The sequence below is a fragment of the Vibrio sp. SCSIO 43097 genome, from assembly GCF_023650755.1.
GTDB lineage: Bacteria > Pseudomonadota > Gammaproteobacteria > Enterobacterales > Vibrionaceae > Vibrio > Vibrio alginolyticus.
Genome location: NZ_CP071841.1, coordinates 997,977 through 1,017,482, shown reverse-complemented (window position 1 = coordinate 1,017,482; position 19,506 = coordinate 997,977). Strand labels below are relative to the sequence as shown.

At 45.1% G+C, this 19,506-nt stretch carries 16 protein-coding genes; 7 read left to right on the top strand and 9 right to left on the bottom strand.

Annotated elements, in window-relative coordinates; all coding sequences use genetic code 11:
- Window positions 1-9 precede the first annotated feature (9 nt).
- Complete coding sequence (locus J4N40_RS20870) at window positions 10-1,077, bottom strand: ABC transporter substrate-binding protein (RefSeq protein ID WP_005373851.1); 1,068 nt, start codon at window positions 1,075-1,077, stop codon at window positions 10-12.
- Window positions 1,078-1,287: 210 nt separating this feature from the next.
- Between J4N40_RS20870 and J4N40_RS20865 the strand changes: the two genes are divergently transcribed.
- Window positions 1,288-2,016 (top strand): UTRA domain-containing protein, encoded by a 729-nt coding sequence (locus J4N40_RS20865; RefSeq protein WP_005387087.1) that lies wholly within the window; start codon window positions 1,288-1,290, stop codon window positions 2,014-2,016.
- Between the two features lie 62 nt (window positions 2,017-2,078).
- Here the strand turns inward: J4N40_RS20865 and J4N40_RS20860 are convergent, their stop codons facing one another.
- Window positions 2,079-3,665 carry a BCCT family transporter gene (locus tag J4N40_RS20860; protein ID WP_005373846.1) on the bottom strand — a complete coding sequence of 529 codons (1,587 nt, stop codon included), beginning with the start codon at window positions 3,663-3,665 and terminating at the stop codon, window positions 2,079-2,081.
- Window positions 3,666-3,968: 303 nt separating this feature from the next.
- Here J4N40_RS20860 and J4N40_RS20855 point away from each other — a divergent pair, with 303 nt between their 5' ends.
- Window positions 3,969-6,377, top strand: coding sequence for a beta-mannosidase (locus J4N40_RS20855; protein WP_250654489.1), 2,409 nt, complete (start codon window positions 3,969-3,971; stop codon window positions 6,375-6,377).
- A gap of 101 nt (window positions 6,378-6,478) precedes the next feature.
- Here J4N40_RS20855 and J4N40_RS20850 read toward each other — a convergent pair whose 3' ends face one another.
- Complete coding sequence (locus J4N40_RS20850; protein ID WP_005387084.1) at window positions 6,479-6,733, bottom strand: hypothetical protein; 255 nt, start codon at window positions 6,731-6,733, stop codon at window positions 6,479-6,481.
- Between the two features lie 166 nt (window positions 6,734-6,899).
- On the opposite strand from J4N40_RS20850, the gene J4N40_RS20845 reads away from it, so the two are divergent.
- Together J4N40_RS20845 and J4N40_RS20840 are read left to right on the top strand one after the other, a co-directional pair.
- Entirely contained in the window at window positions 6,900-7,259 is a 360-nt protein-coding gene (locus tag J4N40_RS20845; RefSeq protein ID WP_054865478.1) for a DUF6559 family protein, read from the top strand.
- Between the two features lie 137 nt (window positions 7,260-7,396).
- A complete protein-coding gene (locus tag J4N40_RS20840) occupies window positions 7,397-8,431 on the top strand; it encodes an ABC transporter substrate-binding protein (protein ID WP_054730624.1) in 1,035 nt (344 codons plus the stop codon).
- 107 nt (window positions 8,432-8,538) lie between these two features.
- Here the strand turns inward: J4N40_RS20840 and tyrS are convergent, their stop codons facing one another.
- The 4 genes from tyrS to ppsA all read right to left on the bottom strand — a co-directional run bounded on the left by tyrS (window position 8,539) and on the right by ppsA (window position 14,203).
- Window positions 8,539-9,798: a tyrosine--tRNA ligase gene (gene tyrS, locus J4N40_RS20835; protein ID WP_171342639.1), complete on the bottom strand. Its 1,260-nt coding sequence runs from the start codon at window positions 9,796-9,798 to the stop codon at window positions 8,539-8,541.
- An 82-nt stretch (window positions 9,799-9,880) separates the two neighbouring features.
- Entirely contained in the window at window positions 9,881-10,687 is an 807-nt protein-coding gene (locus J4N40_RS20830) for a response regulator transcription factor (protein ID WP_021707696.1), read from the bottom strand.
- A 193-nt stretch (window positions 10,688-10,880) separates the two neighbouring features.
- Window positions 10,881-11,660 (bottom strand): lipid-binding SYLF domain-containing protein, encoded by a 780-nt coding sequence (locus tag J4N40_RS20825; protein ID WP_005373824.1) that lies wholly within the window; start codon window positions 11,658-11,660, stop codon window positions 10,881-10,883.
- 170 nt (window positions 11,661-11,830) lie between these two features.
- Window positions 11,831-14,203 carry a phosphoenolpyruvate synthase gene (gene ppsA, locus J4N40_RS20820; RefSeq protein ID WP_005373822.1) on the bottom strand — a complete coding sequence of 791 codons (2,373 nt, stop codon included), beginning with the start codon at window positions 14,201-14,203 and terminating at the stop codon, window positions 11,831-11,833.
- Window positions 14,204-14,454: 251 nt separating this feature from the next.
- Here ppsA and ppsR point away from each other — a divergent pair, with 251 nt between their 5' ends.
- Window positions 14,455-15,291, top strand: coding sequence for a posphoenolpyruvate synthetase regulatory kinase/phosphorylase PpsR (gene ppsR / locus J4N40_RS20815; RefSeq protein ID WP_005373820.1), 837 nt, complete (start codon window positions 14,455-14,457; stop codon window positions 15,289-15,291).
- Window positions 15,292-15,367: 76 nt separating this feature from the next.
- Here the strand turns inward: ppsR and ansB are convergent, their stop codons facing one another.
- Complete coding sequence (gene ansB / locus J4N40_RS20810) at window positions 15,368-16,432, bottom strand: L-asparaginase 2 (RefSeq protein ID WP_115386508.1); 1,065 nt, start codon at window positions 16,430-16,432, stop codon at window positions 15,368-15,370.
- Between the two features lie 370 nt (window positions 16,433-16,802).
- Window positions 16,803-18,059 carry an adenylosuccinate synthase gene (locus J4N40_RS20805; protein WP_005387066.1) on the bottom strand — a complete coding sequence of 419 codons (1,257 nt, stop codon included), beginning with the start codon at window positions 18,057-18,059 and terminating at the stop codon, window positions 16,803-16,805.
- Between the two features lie 105 nt (window positions 18,060-18,164).
- Between J4N40_RS20805 and J4N40_RS20800 the strand changes: the two genes are divergently transcribed.
- Window positions 18,165-19,034 carry a LysR family transcriptional regulator gene (locus J4N40_RS20800; RefSeq protein WP_005373812.1) on the top strand — a complete coding sequence of 290 codons (870 nt, stop codon included), beginning with the start codon at window positions 18,165-18,167 and terminating at the stop codon, window positions 19,032-19,034.
- 19 nt (window positions 19,035-19,053) lie between these two features.
- Window positions 19,054-19,446: a ribosome recycling factor family protein gene (locus J4N40_RS20795; RefSeq protein ID WP_017819813.1), complete on the top strand. Its 393-nt coding sequence runs from the start codon at window positions 19,054-19,056 to the stop codon at window positions 19,444-19,446.
- Window positions 19,447-19,506: the final 60 nt, after the last annotated feature.

Sequence of the window (19,506 nt, the reverse complement as noted above, 5' to 3'; positions counted from 1 at the left end):
GACTTACTCTTATTGCTGGTGGATTAAGACACTTTCTTGCCATTGACGTGGCAGCTTACGTGCGGACTTTTCCCAAGCTGAGAAGTCAGTCACTGGGTGAACATTGCTGTATTGGTCATTAGCAATTAGCTTGTCTTGCACTGCTTGAGGCAGTGTGATGTTGGTGCGGATTGGACGCGCATAACCTTCTGCTAAGTTGATTTGCCCTTGATCGCTGAAGATGTATTCACGAGCAAGCTTTGCTGCATTAGGGTTCTTCGCGTATTTATTGATTATGGTTGTATAACCAGAAATCACAGAGCCATCTTGAGGAATGCTCACTGTAAAGCGGTCGCGGTCAATTTTGTCGCGGTAGTTCAATGCATTGAAGTCCCACATGATCGCCACTTCAACTTCGCCTTTTTCTAGGTTGGCGATGTTCGGATCGGTAAATGAAAGACGACCTTGCTTCGCGAGTTCAGAAAAGAATTTGAGCGCAGGCTTGAGGTTGGATTCGTCCCCACCGTTGGCGAACGCTGCGGCGAGAACCGCGTTGTTTGCCTGTGCTGCTACGCCTACGTCACCTACGGTCACTTTGTAGTCGCCTTTTAATAGGTCATCCCACGTTTTTGGCGCGTCTTTTACGAGGTTATTGTTGGAGATAAAAGAAATAGTGCCAGTGTAGGCAAGTGCCCAATGACCATCTTCGTCTTTTGCCCAATCTGGGATGTCATTCCAAGTTGTTGGTTTATATGGCTGAGTGACGCCTTTTTTTACCGCTACACGTGCAAAGGCAAAGCCTACGTCACCAATGTCTGCGGTCGCGTTTTTCTTCTCAGCTTCGAATTTTGCGATTTCTTGAGCCGAGCTCATATCCGTGTCTTGGTGCTTAAGGTTGTAATTTGACTTTAAATCAGCCCAAGTGTCTTTCCAGTTTGCCCAACTGTCAGGCATACCCACACTGTAAACCGCCCCTTCTTTTTGTGCTGCTGCTACCAAAGATTCAATATCGGCTTCTTTCGCTACTGTTGGCGTAGCGAGCGTTACCGCAATGATTGCCGCTGGTGCGGTAATTGAACGACTTAGCAAAGTTTTCATTGTCTCCATCCTTCTGGACTAGGTCAGTAAGTTCGCTTTGTATGCTATGGATGGAATGTGACGATTTAGCGCAAGTAATTTGACAGTTTTGCTGATTTTATATGGCACTTATATTTCATACGTTCAGTATGTGTTCTGTTGATTAATGTCATATTTTTGTTACGTAAACGCCTTATGTTATTCGTCAAATTATCGTTGGACTAGATCAGAATGAGAGCGACAGGCACCGGACAATTTGGTACCCAATTAGGAAAAATTAGAAGCAGCTTAAAACAGCAGATTCTTTCCGGCATCATGTCGGAAGGACAAAAACTGCCGTCAGAGAGAGAGCTCAGTGAGCTGTTTTCTACGACTCGAATCACTATCAAAGATGCGTTGGTGTCTTTAGAAACGGAAGGTCTTATTTATCGAGAAGAGCGCCGGGGTTGGTATGTATCTCCTGAGCGTATCTGTTACAACCCGTTGTCTCGTTCTCACTTCCATCAAATGATTCGAGAGCAGCATCGTATTGCAGAAACTAAGTTACTCAACGTGCGAAGTGAAATGGCCGCAGGTGAGTATGCCAAATCGTTAGAGGTGGAGCGAATTACCCCAATTTATGTAATTGAACGGTTACGTTTTATTGATGGGCGAGCGGTATTGTTTGTTGAGAACGTGCTCAAAGCGGCACTGTTTGAGGGGATATTGTCTGAGAACCTCACCATGTCCCTGACGGGCATTTATCGTGAGAAGTATGGTTACGAGACAAAGCGCTCTCGTTTTGATGTGATTCCCACGTCAGCTCCTGCTCATGTCGCTAAGGCGTTGAACCTAGCTGAAGGACAACCCGTTCTGAAAATTCGGCGGGTAAACTACAAACAAGATGGGCATTTAATGGACTGCGAATTCGAATATTGGCGTCCAGATGCAGTGATGATTCGCATTGATAGCGTAGGATAAAGCGCAGAATTAAAAAGAGCCCAATGAAGGGCTCTTTTTCGCATATTGGTTAGAGAGGCGGTTTAAACGAGGCCTTGCTCTTTTGCCATTCTGCTTGCAATGCCGGGTGCTTTCCAAATGCTTGGCAGCAAAATGAAAGACACAGGCACGGCAGTAATTACAATGAAAGACTGCAATGCAGAAATACCACCAGAGCCCATTGAGATAAGCGCAATAGCGACAATACCCATAATCAGACCCCAGAACGAGCGAATCACTGCGTTTGGTTCTGTTGAGCCCGTCATCACTACACTGATTGTGTAAGTCATCGAGTCACCCGTCGTCACGATAAATGTTGTCGTTAAGATCAGGAACAGAACCGAAATGATCATTGGGTAAGGTAATTCACCAGTAATCGCTAGCAGTGCTGCAGGCAAGTTAAAGCCTTCAAACGCAGATGAAATCAAACCAGGGTTATCAAGTTCAAACGCAAGGCCACTGCCACCAACGATACTAAACCAGAAGCAAGTAATCAGCGGTGCCGCGATGCTAATAGACATGATTAATTGGCGAATTGTACGACCACGAGAGATACGAGCAATAAAGATCGCCATCATTGGGCCATAACCGATAAACCAACCCCAGAAGAATACTGTCCACCAACTTAGCCAGCCTGTATCACCACGGTAAAGTGCCATAGGGAAGAAGTTATCCACCATACGACCAACGCCTTGCACGTAGCCATCAACGATAAAGCTTGTCGGCCCGAAGAACAGGATGTAACCAATTAATAGTACAGACAAAATGATGTTGTAACGACTGACGATTTGAATACCCTTGCTCAAACCGCTCAGTGCGGAAAGGGTATACATCAGGATCGCCGCCATAATAACCATACTTTGCGTTACGAACGTATCTGGCAGGCCAAACAATGAATTTAGCGCGTAGCTAATTTGTAAACCTAAGAAGCCGATAGGACCGATGGTTCCTGCTGCTACTGCAATGATGCTACATGCGTCAGCAACATCACCAATCCAGCCTTTAATGGCTTTATCACCAAAAACAGGGTAAAGCAGAGTACGCGGCTTAAGAGGCAGGCCTTTATCGTAATGCAAGTGCATTAAGACAATGGAAGATAGACCACCAAGGATCGCCCAAGCTAAGAAGCCCCAGTGCATAAAAGACTGAGATAGGGCATTGATTGCGGCAGTTTTCGGTGAGGCTTCCCCGTATAGAGGCGGAGCAGTCACAAAGTGCGCGATAGGCTCAGCTGCGGCCCAGAACACACCACCACCTGCAAGTAGAGTACAGAGTACGATTGACAACCACTTAAAGTTATCAATATCAGGTTTCGCTAGACCACCTAGGCGCACATAACCAGTGCGACCAAACGCAAGAGCCAAACCAATTAGGAAATTCAGAAGAAGCAGTACTTGCCAGTAAGCTCCGAAATATTTAGTAGCAAAGCCGAAGCCGGTGTTAACCATTGCGGTTAGAGAGTCGGTATTCGTTAGAGCAAGTAAAACGAATAGAGTGAGGAAGCTACCACTTAACCAAAAGACAGGATTGGTGAGTTCGAGGCGCTTGAGTAAAGATGGGGGATGAATAGCAGAATAGTCAGCATCCTGAATAGGCGCTGTGTGGGAGGCGGCATTCGTCATATTTGACATAATTACTTCGCTTTTTAGGGCTATGAAGCCGTGCATTTCCCCTCACATCGTTTCAACGAAAAGTGTGAGGATGTTCAAAAAGCCGATGATGTTAACATGTCGAAGTTGCAAATATAACCTTAGATTTCGATTAATTTTTAACAGGTTAGCCAAGTTGCTGATTTTTGGGTAGAGATCAAAAGAAAGAGTTTTTACGTGAAATGCACCGCATTTCGTATGTAATTAACATTTCCCTTGTTTTTGCATGGGATTATCAGGATTACATTGAGAAAATATGTTTTTCCCAAGCTAAGGTTTAACTCGATGACTCACTTCGAACTTAACGGGCAGTGGATGCTTACCTCGCCACAGCGTCCCAATCTTGAAATTCCAATGTTTATTCCGGGCGATAATGTGTCGGCGCTTTTACAAGCAGAGCAGATTCCAGATCCTTATTTTGCCGATAATGAAAACAAAGTTCGATGGATTGAAGAGTGTGAGTGGCATATCTCACGTGAGTTTGAAGTCGACGCGTTTACGTTGTCTGCCAAGCAAATTTGGATGACGCTAACTCGTGTAGATACCTTGGCAACCTTCTATGTTAATGGTGAGTTAGCACTAACTTGCAGCAACATGTTTACCCAGCAACGTGTGGATATTAAACCGCATTTAAAGCAAGGTACTAACACGATTCGGGTTGAGTTTGCTCGGCTGGATTTAGAAGGTATCGCAAGAGCAAAAAAACTGCCATTTCCTATTCCATCGGCAATGGGCAACAACCAAATTCCACACATGAACTTGATCCGCAAAACACAATGCCATTCCGGATGGGACTGGGGCATTTGCTTGATGGTATCGGGTATTTACGACCCCATTCAAATCGACATTGTGAATGAGCTTTGGCTCAAAGGCTTCTCGACAGAGCAGCAATGGCAAGCCGATGGGAGTGTGTTTCTTGATGTAGTAGTTGAAGTGGAAACGGACAGTCAACGCCATGAAATGATTGTTGAATTTAATGGTGAGCGTCAATGTATTCAAACAAAAGGAAGTGGTCACTATCATTGCCAGTTCCACATTTTGGAGCCTCAACGCTGGTGGCCATCGGGTTATGGCGAAGCGTATCTCTATCCCATTACCATTTCTTGCAGAGAGCAAAAGTTAACGCACAACATTGGTTTGCGTCAGTTAACCCTAAATAACCAAGCTGATGAGCACGGCTCTGCAATGGAATTTATCGTCAATGGCGTACCGATTAATGCTAAAGGTGCCAACTGGATCCCTATTGACGCAATGCCGGGGCGAGAGTACGAAACACGTTATCGCAACCTTTTGCAAAGTGCGGTTGACGCCAACATGAACATGATTCGCGTATGGGGCGGTGGTCAGTACGAGAGTGAAACCTTTTATAACCTTTGTGATGAACTTGGCTTGTTGGTGTGGCAAGACATGATGTTCGCCTGCTCGTTGTACCCATCAAACGACGAGTTTTTAAAAGACGTAGAAGAAGAACTTAGATTCCAAATCCCGAGGCTTAAGAAGCACCCATCAATCGCACTTTGGTGTGGTGACAATGAAGTGATTGGAGCTATTGGTTGGTATGACGAATCTAAGCGCAGCAAAGTCAAATACACGGTTAACTACGATCGCCTCAACCGCATGATTGAGAAGGAGGTTACCGAGCAAGATAGCACTCGCCGTTTCTGGCCAAGTTCCCCATGTAATGGTGAACTGGATTTCGGTGATGCGTGGCATGATGATAGTAAAGGCGATATGCACTTTTGGGACGTTTGGCATTCAGGAAAATCATTCAGTGCCTACCTTGACGTGAATCCTCGTTTTTGCTCTGAGTTTGGTTTTCAATCTTGGCCATCTTTTGCTGAAGTTAAGCGGTTTGTCCCTGAGCAAGACTGGAATATTACATCCCCAACTTTCGAACAACATCAGAAGAACCCTCGAGGTAATAGTATTATCACAGAGATGTTCACGCGCTATTTTCGTTTTCCCTCTGGATTCGAGAGCATGCTGTATTTAAGTCAAGTTCAGCAGGCAATCGCGATCAAAACTGCATGCGATCATTGGCGTGCCATTTCTCCAGTTTGTCGCGGCATGCTGTACTGGCAACTCAACGACAATTGGCCTGTCAGTTCTTGGTCTAGTTTGGAATACAGTGGTCGATGGAAGCAGTTGCACTACCATGCGAAGCGATTTTTTGCGCCACAGTATTTGGTATTTTCCGAGCATACAGGCAAGTTGAGCCTACATTTGCTCAATGATGCCAAAGAGTCCGCAAGCGTCAACGCACTGCTTAAGTGGGTAGATTGGCAAGGGGAAGAAAAGCAATGTTGGAGCTTAGAACAAACAGTCATAGCAGACAGCAATACGATTTTGTGGCAATTGGATGAATCGATCGAGAAGGACGAACTTACGTCAGGCTTCTTCTATGTTGAAGCGCAAATCGGTGAAGACAGAATAAGCAACACATGGTTTAGTACTCACGAGCTAAAAACCTTGCCGATAGCGAAAGCCAATATAGGTGTCTCTATTGAAGGGAGGAAAATTACATTGATTGCGGATAAGCCTGCGTTTTTTGTTCATTTGGAGAGTGATGCTGATGGAAGGTTCAGTGACTCTAGTTTTACTCTGTTGGCCAAGGTTCCAATGACGGTTGAGTATTTAGGTGATGATGTTTCAGGTATGCAGCAGTCGTCGAGGGTATGCCACCTTAATGATTAAAGCGGGCATAGAACATCTACATGCTGATAACTAAAAAGGGAGCGTTTGCTCCCTTTTTAGTTATCAAGTATCCGTTATTAAGCTCAGGTGGAGACAGAAGACTATTTAAGTTTCTGATGGACCCGATAGCTAACGACAAAGCCAATGTAGAATAGTGCAGCAAGAGTAATCACTGCCGTCGCGTACGCCAGCAGGCTGTTTAACCCTAAACCAAAAGCCAAAGTGAAGGCGATACCATGAATGGCTTCCGCAGGGATTCGGTACCAAGCAGCGTGGACGGAAGATCCGAAGAGGATAAAGGTACTAAGTAAGACAATCGTGCCGCCTATAAAGCCGACCCATCTGCTGTTGTTCATGTTGCAGTCTCAGGGGTTACCGAGGTAACGTAACAAAATATTTCAGAATCGTATTATACAACCGATCATCGCGAAAAGCGCTAGAGAAATTTCGCGGATAAAACAGAGTGTTTTAATTCGAACAAAAGAATACGACATAGCCAACTTAATACAGGAATAACAAAACATGTTGAGATTTATACAACGTCGCCGCATTAAGAAAGTGATTAAACTAATGAGTACCAGATTGGTGGTGGGATACGGCAGTCGTGACTACTTTTCGGTTGGTCAGGTAAAGACGAGCACCAGCGAGTTAAGCGCGTGCCAACAAAAAATTGCGTTGGCATTATATGCGGATCCGCAAGATCTTGATTTGGAAAACCAACCAGAGTTGCAAGCAATACGCTCAGACGTGGCGCATGACTTCTTCGCTGGTGTCGATTATACCGCTCAAGATGTGCTTAATTTACTCGGTTCTGGTGGCTGGAAAGGTGGCCGAATGGAAGATGGAATGTCTCATCATTTTGGTATGCACAGTCGCTATTAAAAACATGCGTTAATTTTATAAATTCGATAAATATTTTTGCTGTTAAAGATTAATTAAATTTTCTTTCAATTGGGTAACAATTACCTAATTATGCACCCGAATCCCAGCGCGTCGCTGGACTGGTTGGATTGCATACCATGAAATTAATCATCAAAGGATTGGGGCTGAGTGCTCTTGTGCTCAGCATGTTTGCTCATGCAGATAGCAAAACGTTGAACGTTTATGCATGGGGTGGCTATTTGCCGGAAGCATCGTTAAAAGCGTTTGAAAAACAAGAAGGCATTACGATTAATTATTCGACTTTTGAGAATAATGAATCAATGTACACCAAGCTAAAATTGCTAAAAGGTTCTGGCTACGATGTGGTTTTTGCTTCTGCGTACTTCATTGAAAAAATGGGGCGAGAAGGGCTGCTTTCGAAAATAGATCACGCTCAAGTGCCAAACATGCAAGACACAATGGACGGTTTACTTGGCCAAGCGCACGATCCTAAAAATGATTACTCGCTGCCTTATATTTGGGGCATTACCGGGATCAGCTACAACGAATCCATGGTTGAGCAACCAGTGACCAAATGGGCAGACTTATGGGAGTCTCAATACGAACAACAAGTCATGCTGATTGATGACGTTCGCGATGTGTTCGGTATGGCGCTGAAGAAAAATGGCCATAGCGTGAACACAAAAGACGAAGCAGAAATCGAGCAGGCTTTTGATTCTCTAGTCGCGCTGAAAAACAACGTATTACTGTACAACTCAGATGCGCCGCAAGTCCCTTACGTGTCCGGTGAAACATCGGTCGGCATGCAATGGAACGGCAACGCATTCCAAGGACAGGTTGAAATGCCTGAGCTGAAGTTCGTGATGCCGGAAGAGGGCGCGGTATTGTGGATGGACAACTTCACTATTCCGTCTGGCAGTAAAAACAAAGCATTGGCGCATAAATTTATTAACTTCATGTACCAATCAGAGAACCAAGCGGAAATCGTGACCAGTTTGGGTTATGCGTCGGCAACGAACGCTGGGCGTGACAAATTGCCAGAAGAGTTGAAAAACAACCGTACTATTTTCCCTTCATCAGAAGACTTGAAAAAAGGCGAGTTTATTAATGATGTTGGCGCAGAAACGTTAGCGATTTACGAAAAGTACTGGCAACGTTTAAGAACGCAATAAGCAACGTCTTTGCCTATTGTTAGGCTTAAAATCGTTCAAATTTGGATTCCCCTCATCACGAAAGTGGTGAGGGGAATTTTTTTATAGGTTTTGTATTGCGAGTGTTGCTACGCGGCACGCTTTACGAGGCAGAAGTGCTTTTTACCGCGTTGCAGTAACCAATATTGATCAAACAGTGGGAAGCTTAAACTCGGGTTATCAGCCGCCACTTTTTCACCGTTTACACTGATGGCGTTGTTGCTGATGTGTTCGCGTGCAACACGCTTCGAACTTGCTAAGCCCGACTCAATCAACAGCTCAACCAAATCTTGTTGTGTGCTCTCAATGCTTGGTAAACCATCCAACTCCAACTGTTTTAATTCACCCAAACTCAGTTGTTGCACATTACCGCTGAATAAAGCTTGAGTGATACGCTCGGCACTGGCTAGGCCTTCTTCGCCATGAACAAATCGCGTCATTTCTTCAGCGAGAATACGTTGTGCTTGTGGCTTACCTTGGCTTGCTTGGTCTTGCGCTTCAATGCTGGCAATTTCTTCGCAGCTCAAGAATGTGTAGTAACGCAAGAAGTGGTAAACGTCGGCGTCTTCTGTGCCAAGCCAGAACTGGTAGAACGCGTAAGGAGAGGTTTTGCTAGGATCTAGCCATACTGCACCGCCTTCGGTTTTGCCAAATTTGGTACCATCGGATTTGGTGATCAGCGGCAGAGTTAAGCCAAATACTTGCTCACCATTTTGACGGCGAGTTAAATCGATCCCGCTGACGATGTTTCCCCATTGGTCATTGCCACCGATTTGCAAACGGCAACCGTATCGACGGTTTAGCTCGGCAAAATCGTACGATTGCAGTAGGGCGTAGCTAAATTCGGTGAAGGAGATACCTTGGTCAGGTCGTTGCAGGCGTTGTTTTACCGATTCTCGGTTGACCATAGTATTGATTGAGAAGTGCTTACCCACATCGCGGAAGAAGTCGATCACATTGATCGCTTTCATCCAGTCAGCGTTGTTTACCATGATCATCGGCTTGGCCAGTTGGTGATTCATCAACTGCTGAATTTGATTAGAAAGATCGTTAACCCAGCCTGAGACGATTTCCTCTGAGTTCAGACTGCGCTCAGTCGCTTTAAAGCTTGGGTCGCCAATCATGCCCGTTGCACCGCCAATCAAGGCAACAGCTTGGTGTCCGGCATCTTGAAAGCGCTTAAGCATAATCAAAGGCACGAGGTGGCCGATATGTAAGCTGCCAGCTGTAGGATCGAAGCCGCAGTAAACGGTTTGTGGCTGTGAGAGAAGTGTCTGAATTTCTTCCAAATCGCTGGCTTGTGCAATCAAGCCGCGATCTTGTAAATCTTGCAGTAATGGTGTCGTCATTCTTTTTGTCTGTTTTAGTGGTTGTTACATTCAGACTAAAACGCGACACCTTTTCTCGATATATCCCTTAAGGGACAGTTTTTTATCTTGAATGGAGAATGAGGTGATTGAGGAAAAGCTGGAATAACTCACTCAATGAAGACACATTTAATTGCGAGTAAATTCGCTTTCGATGATTTTTGACCGTGCCTTGAACTAAGTGTAACCGCGCGGCAATTTCTTTGGTGTCAAACCCTTGAGCGAGAAGCGAAGCCACCTCTTGTTCGCGACGGGTGAGTGATTCTACGCCAAACGTTGCTAAAGCTTGCTCAATGGCTAATCGCATACTGCCAGAATAAGCACTCTGTGCAAAAACAGGCTCAGAAAAGGTAAATTCCGTTTGTTTCCAATGCTGCTGACAAAGCGACTGAATTATCGGGAAATAGGGCTTTAGCTTATTGATTTGTTGCTGAGAAAAGTATTTTCCATCAGTCATATATCCGAAGTACAGCATGACCCAACGGCCAGATTCAACTTCGACTAGCATGCTAAGTTCGTCTTTCCACCCTGTTTGATGATAGAACTGCTCGCAGTATGAGGTGAAGTCAACGCCTTTACGCGCCACGTCTTTGAGCGTAAATACGCCTTGTTGCTTTGTCTCGTTTAGTTTGAGAAAAAAAGGGTCATTTTGAAATGAGTCAGTAAGGTAGCGTTGAAAAAGTAACTCTCGCTCGTTCTCAATTGAGTCGTAGAGATAAATAGGATGTTTACCTTCTCGGTAACCTAAAATAACTGCGCAATCAAAATGAAAAAGAGTGCGAATGACACGCATAAGTTTAGGAGTAAAGTTAGGCGTGTTAAGAGCAGAAATTGCTTCTGCTAGCAGATTATTAAAGTTATTGTCAGGCATGGGATACCGAATTGCAGGTGGTTTTGCGCAAGCATAACCAAAAGCAATCCAACGAGAAAGGGAAGTCGCCATCTTCTGGTGACTTCCATAGAGAAAGTTGCGTAAGTGCTCAGTTTTGAGGAATCATATCCCCGTTAACTTATTGATAAGGGTGCATAACAACGGTTTTATTTAAGCGATTAGTTGCTATGCATTACTGCGAGTTAGTGAGCTCTTCGTTAACCCAATATTTAGAACCAGACACGTTAGCATCGATGAGCAAACCTTTAGCGTTCAACTGATAGACGGCGACGCCGCTGTTAAATTGTTTTGAAAGTTGCTCTGAATCTTCGCCCGCAACAGCAGAGGCTTCACTTGTGGCCTCCCATCCTTCGTTGACGAACGTATCAAAGTCTTCTTTGCTCTCAAACAGAACCACTTGTTGGTAAAATTTGCCGCCAGCCCCAAGTGCAACGCCCAAACCAAACATATTCATATAAGTGCGTTCTTCTGTTTCCTTATTCACTGCGACTCCTGACCCTGAGTTGGTGTGAAACAGCAAAGATAATTTACGAGAATCAAAGACCGCGTAGCCGTACGCGTTGTCGTAAATAGCTTTTGCCTCCGGCTTTTCATTAAATAACTTGAGCAAAGCGCTATCTGCCATTAAGTCCACGGCTTGGCGAGCTTCTTCTGGCGTATCGCCTTCCATCAGCTCATCAATTTTTTTGTCGGCAGCATCTATCCATTCTTTGCTTTTCTCGATGCTGGCTTCTGTCCATTCGCCTGCGGTATTGATCGCTTCCTCGGACCAGTTCGTGAAATCTTGCCACGCTTGTTTTGAAAACGCTTTGGTGTCGTCCCAAGCATCTTGTGCAGTATCAGAAACTGCGTCGCCAAGCTCAGACATTTTATTGGAAATTTCATCCCAATCGGCATAAGCAGGGGATGCCAGGAGCATCAATGTAGTAAGGAGTGCGATAGGCTTTTTCATCAAATTCTCTCTGGAGTTATCGATATACCATTCATTTTAGGTCATCAGACTTTGATAATGAAATTGACTAAATGACGAACTTGAGAGAGGAATCACGAACTGATTGTGAAATGACGTGTGAATAACAAAGCCCTCACAAGTGGAGTGTGAGGGCTAGAGTTTATCGTGTGTTACTTGCTGCTAACTTTACCGAGTTTTAACCAAGTATCGATAACCGTATCTGGGTTTAGTGATACAGAGCTAATACCTTGATCCATTAGCCATTCCGCTAAGTCGTCGTGGTCTGATGGGCCTTGACCACAAATACCAACGTATTTGCCTGCTTTTGTTGCCGCATCAATCGCCATCTGAAGCATCACCTTAACCGCTGGGTTGCGCTCATCAAATAGATGTGCAACATCGCCAGAGTCACGATCAAGTCCAAGCGTTAGCTGAGTCATGTCGTTTGAGCCAATCGAGAAGCCATCAAAGTACTTCAAGAACTCATCGGCAAGGACCGCGTTGGATGGCAGTTCGCACATCATGATGACTTTAAGACCCTGATCGCCACGGCGCAGATCAAACTTCGCTAGCAAATCAATCACTGATGCTGCTTCGCTTGGTGTACGCACAAATGGGATCATGATTTCAACGTTTTTCAGACCCATTTCGTTACGAACGCGTTTGATTGCTTGAGTTTCTAGCTCGAAGCAGTCTTCAAACACTGGAGAAATGTAACGAGACGCGCCACGGAAGCCAAGCATTGGGTTTTCTTCATGCGGTTCGTAGGCTTTACCGCCAACCAAGTTGCTGTATTCGTTAGACTTAAAGTCAGACATACGAACAATAACGCGTTTCGGCCAAAATGCCGCAGCAATGGTTGCGATACCTTCTGTCAGTTTGCTTACGTAGAAATCGATAGGATCTTTGTAACCACGAATACGCTGAGTGATTTCTGCTTTTAGCTCATCGCTTTGTGCATCAAAGTTAAGTAATGCTTTCGGATGGATACCAATCATCTTATTGATGATGAATTCAAGACGCGCAAGACCAACACCTTCATTTGGAATTTGTGCGAAGTCAAACGCGCGATCAGGGTTACCCACGTTCATCATGACTTTTGTTGGTAGCAGCGGCAGTTCATCAACAGAAGAGCGTTTTACATCAAACTCAAGTTCACCTTGGTAAACGTAGCCCGTTTCACCTTCTGAACAAGATACGGTCACGGTTGCACCATCGGTTAACTTGCTTGTCGCATCGCCACAGCCAACGATTGCAGGAATACCAAGCTCACGAGCGATGATGGCAGCGTGGCAAGTACGGCCACCACGGTTGGTTACGATTGCAGATGCTTTTTTCATCACTGGTTCCCAATCTGGGTCAGTCATGTCTGTAACTAGCACGTCACCTTCTTGGACTAAAGACATTTGGTCCAGAGAGTCAACCAAGCGAACCACGCCTTTACCGATGCGCTGACCGATTGCACGACCTTCAACCAAAACATCTGCTTTGTTTTGTAGCTCGTAGCGCTCAATCACGTTTTGTTCCGTTTGTGAACATACGGTTTCAGGACGCGCTTGAACAATGTACAGCTTGCCATCAATGCCATCTTTTGCCCATTCAATGTCCATTGGACGCTGATAGTGCTTTTCGATGATCATTGCTTGTTTTGCGAGCTCTTTGATCTCGTCGTCGTTCAATGAGAACGTGTTGCGTTCTTCATCAGAAGTATCAACGATATCAACTTGTTTGCCGATTTCTTGGTTATCTGAGTAGATCATTTTGATCAACTTAGAACCAAATGTTTTCTTAACGATTGGGTGTTCGCCTGCTTCAAGCATTGGCTTGTGAACGTAGAACTCGTCAGGGTTTACTGCACCTTGAACGACCATCTCGCCTAGACCCCATGAAGAGGTGATGAAGACAACTTGGTCGAAACCCGATTCAGTGTCTAGTGTAAACATAACACCCGACGAGGCTTTATCTGAACGCACCATACGTTGGATACCCGCAGATAGCGAAATGCCACGGTGGTCGAACCCTTGGTGAACGCGGTAAGAAATCGCACGGTCGTTAAATAGAGAAGCGTAAACGTGCTTAGTTGCTTCTAGTACTGCGTCGATGCCTTTCACGTTCAAAAACGTTTCTTGCTGACCAGCAAAAGAAGCATCAGGTAGGTCTTCTGCCGTAGCAGATGAACGAACTGCGACTGAAAGCTCAGGATTGCCTTCGATCAGTTCTTGGTAGTTTTCACGAATTTCTTGTTCAAGGTCCGCAGGGAAAGGAGCCTCTAATACCCATTGACGAATGTTTGCACCTGTCTTACGCAGAGCTTCTACATCTTCAACGTCTAGTTCATCGAGTAATTGGTGAATACGCTCATCCAAACCTTCGTGGTCAAGGAATTGGTTAAACGCGTATGAGGTTGTCGCAAAACCATTTGGTACAGAAACGCCTGCGTTTGCGAGGTTAGAAACCATTTCGCCAAGTGAAGCATTCTTACCGCCGACTTTGTCGACATCATCCATGGATAGGCCATTGAACCAGAGGGTGTTCTTTTGCATGTCTTTCTCCAGAAACATTGCAGCTTAGTAGGGGGACTTAAATCGATCTAAACAATCGCATGTTGGCTGTTATTACACGTTGACCATACATTGCTTCATTTAGATTGATATCAAAGGCAAACGATTACGTTCTGGCTGAAAAAAATTCAAAAGAATTTTTAAAGCTGTGGTGAACCTAACTGAAAGCCAAACTGATTTATTAATATTATGTGTACCATCCTACTCAAAAGATTTTGAAAAATTAAACAGAAATGCAAATAAATAACCAAAGTCGTGATGTGTTCTATGTTTCTGACGGTACGGCGATAACATGTGAGACATTAGGGCATGTTGTTCTCGGTCAATTTCCGTTCATTCCTAACGAAAAAACCTTTCCGTTTGTAGAAAGCCAGGACAAAGCTACTGACGTAGTCAAAGAAATTGAAACTTCCTACCAGCGCAATGGCGTCAAACCTCTGGTCTTTTTCTCAATTGTCGTTCCAGAAGTACGTGAAATGCTGCTTGAAGCGCCGGCATACAGTTACGATGTTTTGGAAAGCATTGTGCAGAAAGTGCAAGACGACATTCAGATGGCACCAAAGCCTAAGTTGCAGCGTTCTCGCAGCGTGGGGAAAGATTCCGATACCTATTTCGACCGTATTGCGGCCATTGAATATACATTGGCGCATGATGATGGCATTACGCTAAAAGGGTTGGAGCAAGCTGATATCATCTTACTTGGCGTGTCGCGCAGTGGAAAAACGCCGACTAGCTTGTATATGGCGATGCAATTTGGTTTACGTGTTGTGAACTATCCGTTTATTGCGGAAGATGTGAAGATGATGCGTTTGTTACCTGAGTTTGAGATCCATCGTCATAAGTTGTTTGGGCTGACTATTGATCCCGAGCGCTTGACTGAAATCCGTGAGAATCGTTTGTCTGGAAGTGATTACGCTAGCACAGAGCAGTGCAAGCTGGAGCTAGACACTGTTGAGGCGTTGTTTAGAAGAGAGGCGATCCCATATATCAATACGTCCTCTCTGTCTGTTGAGGAAATTACTACGCGTATTCTGGAAAAAGCAGGAATGAAGCGTCGCTTGTTTGGCTAACAAGAGACGCTCATGTCGCTATGTGTAAGAGGAGGTAAGGTGTGTACCTCCTCTATCAAATGAACCTTAGACAGAATTAATAGTATTGGAACATCTTTTGGATGTCTTGATAGTTTTTGGTCTGAGTCAGTGACAGCATCAGTAAGATACGTGCTTTTTGCGGGTTCAATGTACCAGCGGCAACAAAGCCATATTTTTCGTCATCAATTTCAGCATCCAAAGTGGTTGAGCCGCTAGGCGTTCGGGAGCTTCTTACAACAACAACGCCATCTTTACTCGCTTTCTCTAGCTCATCAAACACAGTGTGGTACAAGTTACCATTACCGACACCAGCACTTACGATGCCGTCAAACTTCGCATCCACAAAGGCTTTCACTGGCAAATTGGAGGCATTTGCATAGTTATAAACAATACCGACCTTAGGCAACTTAGTAAGCTTTGATACATCGAATGGGGTTTCTGTCGTATGTTTACGCTCTGGGCTTCGTTGATATTTGGCATCGCTATTATGAATGTAGCCGATAGCACCAAAGTTGGGTGACTGGAAAGTGCTGACGGAGGTTGTATTGGTTTTTGTCACATCTCGCGCATCGAAAATCGTGTCATTCATTGCGACTAGCACGCCACGTCCTTCTGAATCTTCATCGGTGGCTGTTACGACTGCATTGTATAAGTTGACTGGTCCATCAGCACTCATTGCGGTGGAAGGACGCATTGCACCGACGATCACGACAGGCTTTTTGCTCTTGACGGTCAGATCAAGGAAGTAAGCGGTTTCCTCTAACGTATCCGTACCATGAGTAATGACGATGCCGTCAACATCATCTTGAGCGAGTAGCTCATTAACTCTTTTCGATAATTTTAGCCACACTTCATCATTCATATCTTGTGAACCGATACTGACCACTTGCTCTCCAGAAATATCGGCAATCTTGGTCATACTCGGCACCGCAGAAATCAATGATTCAACGCCGACTTTACCTGCTGTGTAGTTTGATTCTGTTGCAGATTGACCTGCGCCTGCTATGGTGCCGCCAGTGGCAAGAATTTTAATGTTCGGAAGATCGGATTGCGCGAAAGACAAAGAACTAAGGCACAAACCAAGGGTTATCGTACTGAGGCGGAAAAGATTTTTCGTCATGGGAATCACCTGCTGTTAGGTTGGATGTTGGGGAACTCATCTATCCTAAAAACAGCGGGTTAGATTTTTTGAGTACTAGTTCAACAAATTGCAGATGAAGATCGTGATCAACTAATCACTTAAAGAATATCAAATCAACCAGTTAACCTAATTGACGTGCTTCTTTAACAAGTGAGATGTGCTAGTAACGTGCACAACGTGTTAAGTCCTATAATTTATTGATTTATAAATAAAGGAGGTAGGAGTCTCGTGATGAGGTTATTAAACATGAATTCAGCCGTGCAATTTTCCAAAGTTTACAGTGTAAAAAAAAGCGGCTTTACCCCGGAACAGATAAAAGCCGCTTGCCAATGATGTGTTAATTCACATCTTATCGCATAATCATTTGTTCACGACCAGGACCCACAGACACCATTTTTACTGGTACGCCCATGAGTTCCTCAATGCGTAGAACGTATTTCTGTGCTGCTACTGGAAGCTCTTCAAACTTACGACAACCTGTGATGTCCTCGCTCCAGCTTTCCATCTTCTCGTAGATTGGCGCAAGAGAGGCAGTTTGAGGCCAGATTGGGTTTTTGCTGTGGTCGCCTTCGTAGCCAACACAGATTTTCAGATCGTTAAGGCCAGTCAAACAGTCTACTTTCGTTAGTGCAATTTCAGTTGCGGCTTGCAGTTCAACGCCATTCTTCGTAGCGACTGCGTCGAAGTAGCCCATGTCGCGTGGACGACCCGTAGTTGCACCGAACTCGCCAGCAAGTTCGCGGAAAGCGTCTTGCTCTTCCATTGCAGTGATCAACGTACCAGTACCTACTGATGAGCTGAATGCTTTTGCAACCGCAATAACGCGTTCAGGACGAAGTGCCGGAAGGCCACTACCGATACCCGCGTACATTGATACAACGTTAGAAGATGTTGTCCAAGGGTACTCACCGTAAACAAGGTCACGACCCGCGCCAAGCTGCGCTTCGAACAATAGAGTTTTGTCTTTCGCTTGTAGTTCTTTTAGAGGAAGCGTTACGTTGCAAATTGAATCGCGCCAAGGTGCAGAGACTTCTAGCAGCCAGTTCGCCAGTTCTTCAGCGGTTTGTTCAAACTCGAACGTCGGGTAAAGTGCACGCAGTTGCGGCAGTTTCCAATCCATCATGAATTGAAGGCGTTCAACCAATACTTCTGGTTGCTTCAACCAACCAACTAGGATGCCTTTCTTCATTACGCGGTCACCATACGCAGGTGCAATACCTTGACGAGTTGAACCGTATGCTTTGTCGCCTAAACGTTGTTCTTCTAGCGTATCTTCTAGTGCGTGTAGAGGTAGACACAGTGTTGCGCGATCAGAGATGCACATATTCACTTTTACGCCCGCTTCTTCAACTTCCGCAATCTCCTGAGACAGCAACGCAGGGCTGATGACCATACCCGGACCTAACACTGCCAAACAGTCTGGGTTGAATACGCCACTTGGTAGCTGGTGCAGCTTAAACGTACCTAGATCGTTAACCACGGTGTGACCCGCGTTGTTACCACCTTGGAAACGAATGCTCGCAGAAGCTTGCTCTGCCAAAAAGTCAACGATGCGGCCTTTGCCTTCATCACCCCAGTTTGCACCCACAACAACGATAGACGACATAATTTAATCTCCAAAAACAGATGCAAAAATCTTAAGACGTTCGCCATAATAAGAGAAATTAATTATACTCATTAACTTGATAAGAATCTCATATCGGAATTGGCAATGTTAGATTTGAACTGGCTGCGAACCTTCGTCACTCTTGCAGAGGTAAAACACTTTGGTAAAACAGCGACGGAACTGCACATGACGCAGCCGAACGTAAGTTTGCATATCAAGCAGTTGGAGCAAGCCACGCGCACGAAATTGATTGAGCGAAATCCCGTGCAGTTGACGCAAGCGGGGAAGCGTTTGTTAGCTACGGCGCAGCGGATGCTCAATGAGCTGCAAATTTGTCAGTCAGATCTCAATGCCATCAACGATCTTACGCAGGGGACGCTTTCTATTGCGGCGAGCGATATTGTTTCACGTTTACTGCTTATCAAACCATTTCAGCAATTCAAAAGTGAATATCCGGGGATCGACTTGGCATTGTTCAACACCACATCTTCTCAAGCGGTGGATTTGGTGAAAAGTGCGCGTGCCGATATCGGCTTTGTTATCGCACAAAAAGAGAGTCAACCGCTGCATTTCACGCCTCTCACGCAAATTCACTGGTGTGCGTTTGGCGATAACATTTTTGAGTGGCAAGACAATCGAAAAGAGAGCCAGACGCTAATCCTGCTAGGGCACGATACTCGAACCCGAGAGCTGATTGATGCGTCTTTACCTGAGCTAAATCTGCCTAAGCATCGCGTGATGGAAGTGGGCAGTGTAGAAGCACAAATCGACTGGGCGGAAGCGGGGTTTGGGACTGCTATTGTGCCGGATTTCTCGCTCGATCCGAGATTAAAGCTTTCTCGTGAAGTTACGCCTTTGCCAAGTTTTCCAAACACTGATTTCGGCTACATCGTGCGTCAAAATCAGGTGTTATCCAAAGCGGCAAAACAGTTGTTGGCTTGGGTTGGCGAGAATGTGTCGGTGGTTGAGGGCTAAGACGATGAAAGAAAAGGCCATGAAAGAGACGAAGATTACGATTTCGCTCCCATCCTTGATTCACCGTATTGGGGGCGACCATGCCAAGCGAGCGAAAACACTCGCAGCAGAAAAACAGTGCGATCTTAAGCGAATTAGACGATCTCGTCACTGGCAAATCTCGGGCGAGGCTTTGGATGTAAAAGCGTTTTTAGAGCATCTCAAAAACGAAGAAGCAGAGACGATGCGATTTGCGATCAACAAAATCGAACAAGCTCTACTTGCTCACCAAGACAAATTGGAACCTTTGGACGTGAAGTTGATACGTTTGGTGAGACAAAACCCAAACATCACCTTAGCGGAGCTGATGGCTGAAACGAACTGCACGTTAGTTCAAGCTCGCACGGCACGATTTGATGCTGAGTTGCTTTAAGATCGGTTTGTGGTTTACTCACTTTATTAACAGATGTTAGGGTACCGATCAAAATCACTC

Coding starts and splice junctions, on each gene's coding strand:
- J4N40_RS20860 (WP_005373846.1), bottom strand. CDS start 3,665: ATGTCAAATATGACGAATGCCGCCTCCCACACAGCGCCTATTCAGGAT.
- J4N40_RS20805 (WP_005387066.1), bottom strand. CDS start 18,059: ATGTCGTCTATCGTTGTTGTGGGTGCAAACTGGGGTGATGAAGGCAAA.
- tyrS (WP_171342639.1), bottom strand. CDS start 9,798: ATGACGACACCATTACTGCAAGATTTACAAGATCGCGGCTTGATTGCA.
- J4N40_RS20825 (WP_005373824.1), bottom strand. CDS start 11,660: ATGAAAAAGCCTATCGCACTCCTTACTACATTGATGCTCCTGGCATCC.
- ansB (WP_115386508.1), bottom strand. CDS start 16,432: ATGACGAAAAATCTTTTCCGCCTCAGTACGATAACCCTTGGTTTGTGC.
- ppsA (WP_005373822.1), bottom strand. CDS start 14,203: ATGCAAAAGAACACCCTCTGGTTCAATGGCCTATCCATGGATGATGTC.
- J4N40_RS20870 (WP_005373851.1), bottom strand. CDS start 1,077: ATGAAAACTTTGCTAAGTCGTTCAATTACCGCACCAGCGGCAATCATT.
- J4N40_RS20850 (WP_005387084.1), bottom strand. CDS start 6,733: ATGAACAACAGCAGATGGGTCGGCTTTATAGGCGGCACGATTGTCTTA.
- J4N40_RS20840 (WP_054730624.1), top strand. CDS start 7,397: ATGAAATTAATCATCAAAGGATTGGGGCTGAGTGCTCTTGTGCTCAGC.
- J4N40_RS20800 (WP_005373812.1), top strand. CDS start 18,165: ATGTTAGATTTGAACTGGCTGCGAACCTTCGTCACTCTTGCAGAGGTA.
- J4N40_RS20855 (WP_250654489.1), top strand. CDS start 3,969: ATGACTCACTTCGAACTTAACGGGCAGTGGATGCTTACCTCGCCACAG.
- J4N40_RS20865 (WP_005387087.1), top strand. CDS start 1,288: ATGAGAGCGACAGGCACCGGACAATTTGGTACCCAATTAGGAAAAATT.
- ppsR (WP_005373820.1), top strand. CDS start 14,455: ATGCAAATAAATAACCAAAGTCGTGATGTGTTCTATGTTTCTGACGGT.
- J4N40_RS20830 (WP_021707696.1), bottom strand. CDS start 10,687: ATGCCTGACAATAACTTTAATAATCTGCTAGCAGAAGCAATTTCTGCT.
- J4N40_RS20845 (WP_054865478.1), top strand. CDS start 6,900: ATGTTGAGATTTATACAACGTCGCCGCATTAAGAAAGTGATTAAACTA.
- J4N40_RS20795 (WP_017819813.1), top strand. CDS start 19,054: ATGAAAGAGACGAAGATTACGATTTCGCTCCCATCCTTGATTCACCGT.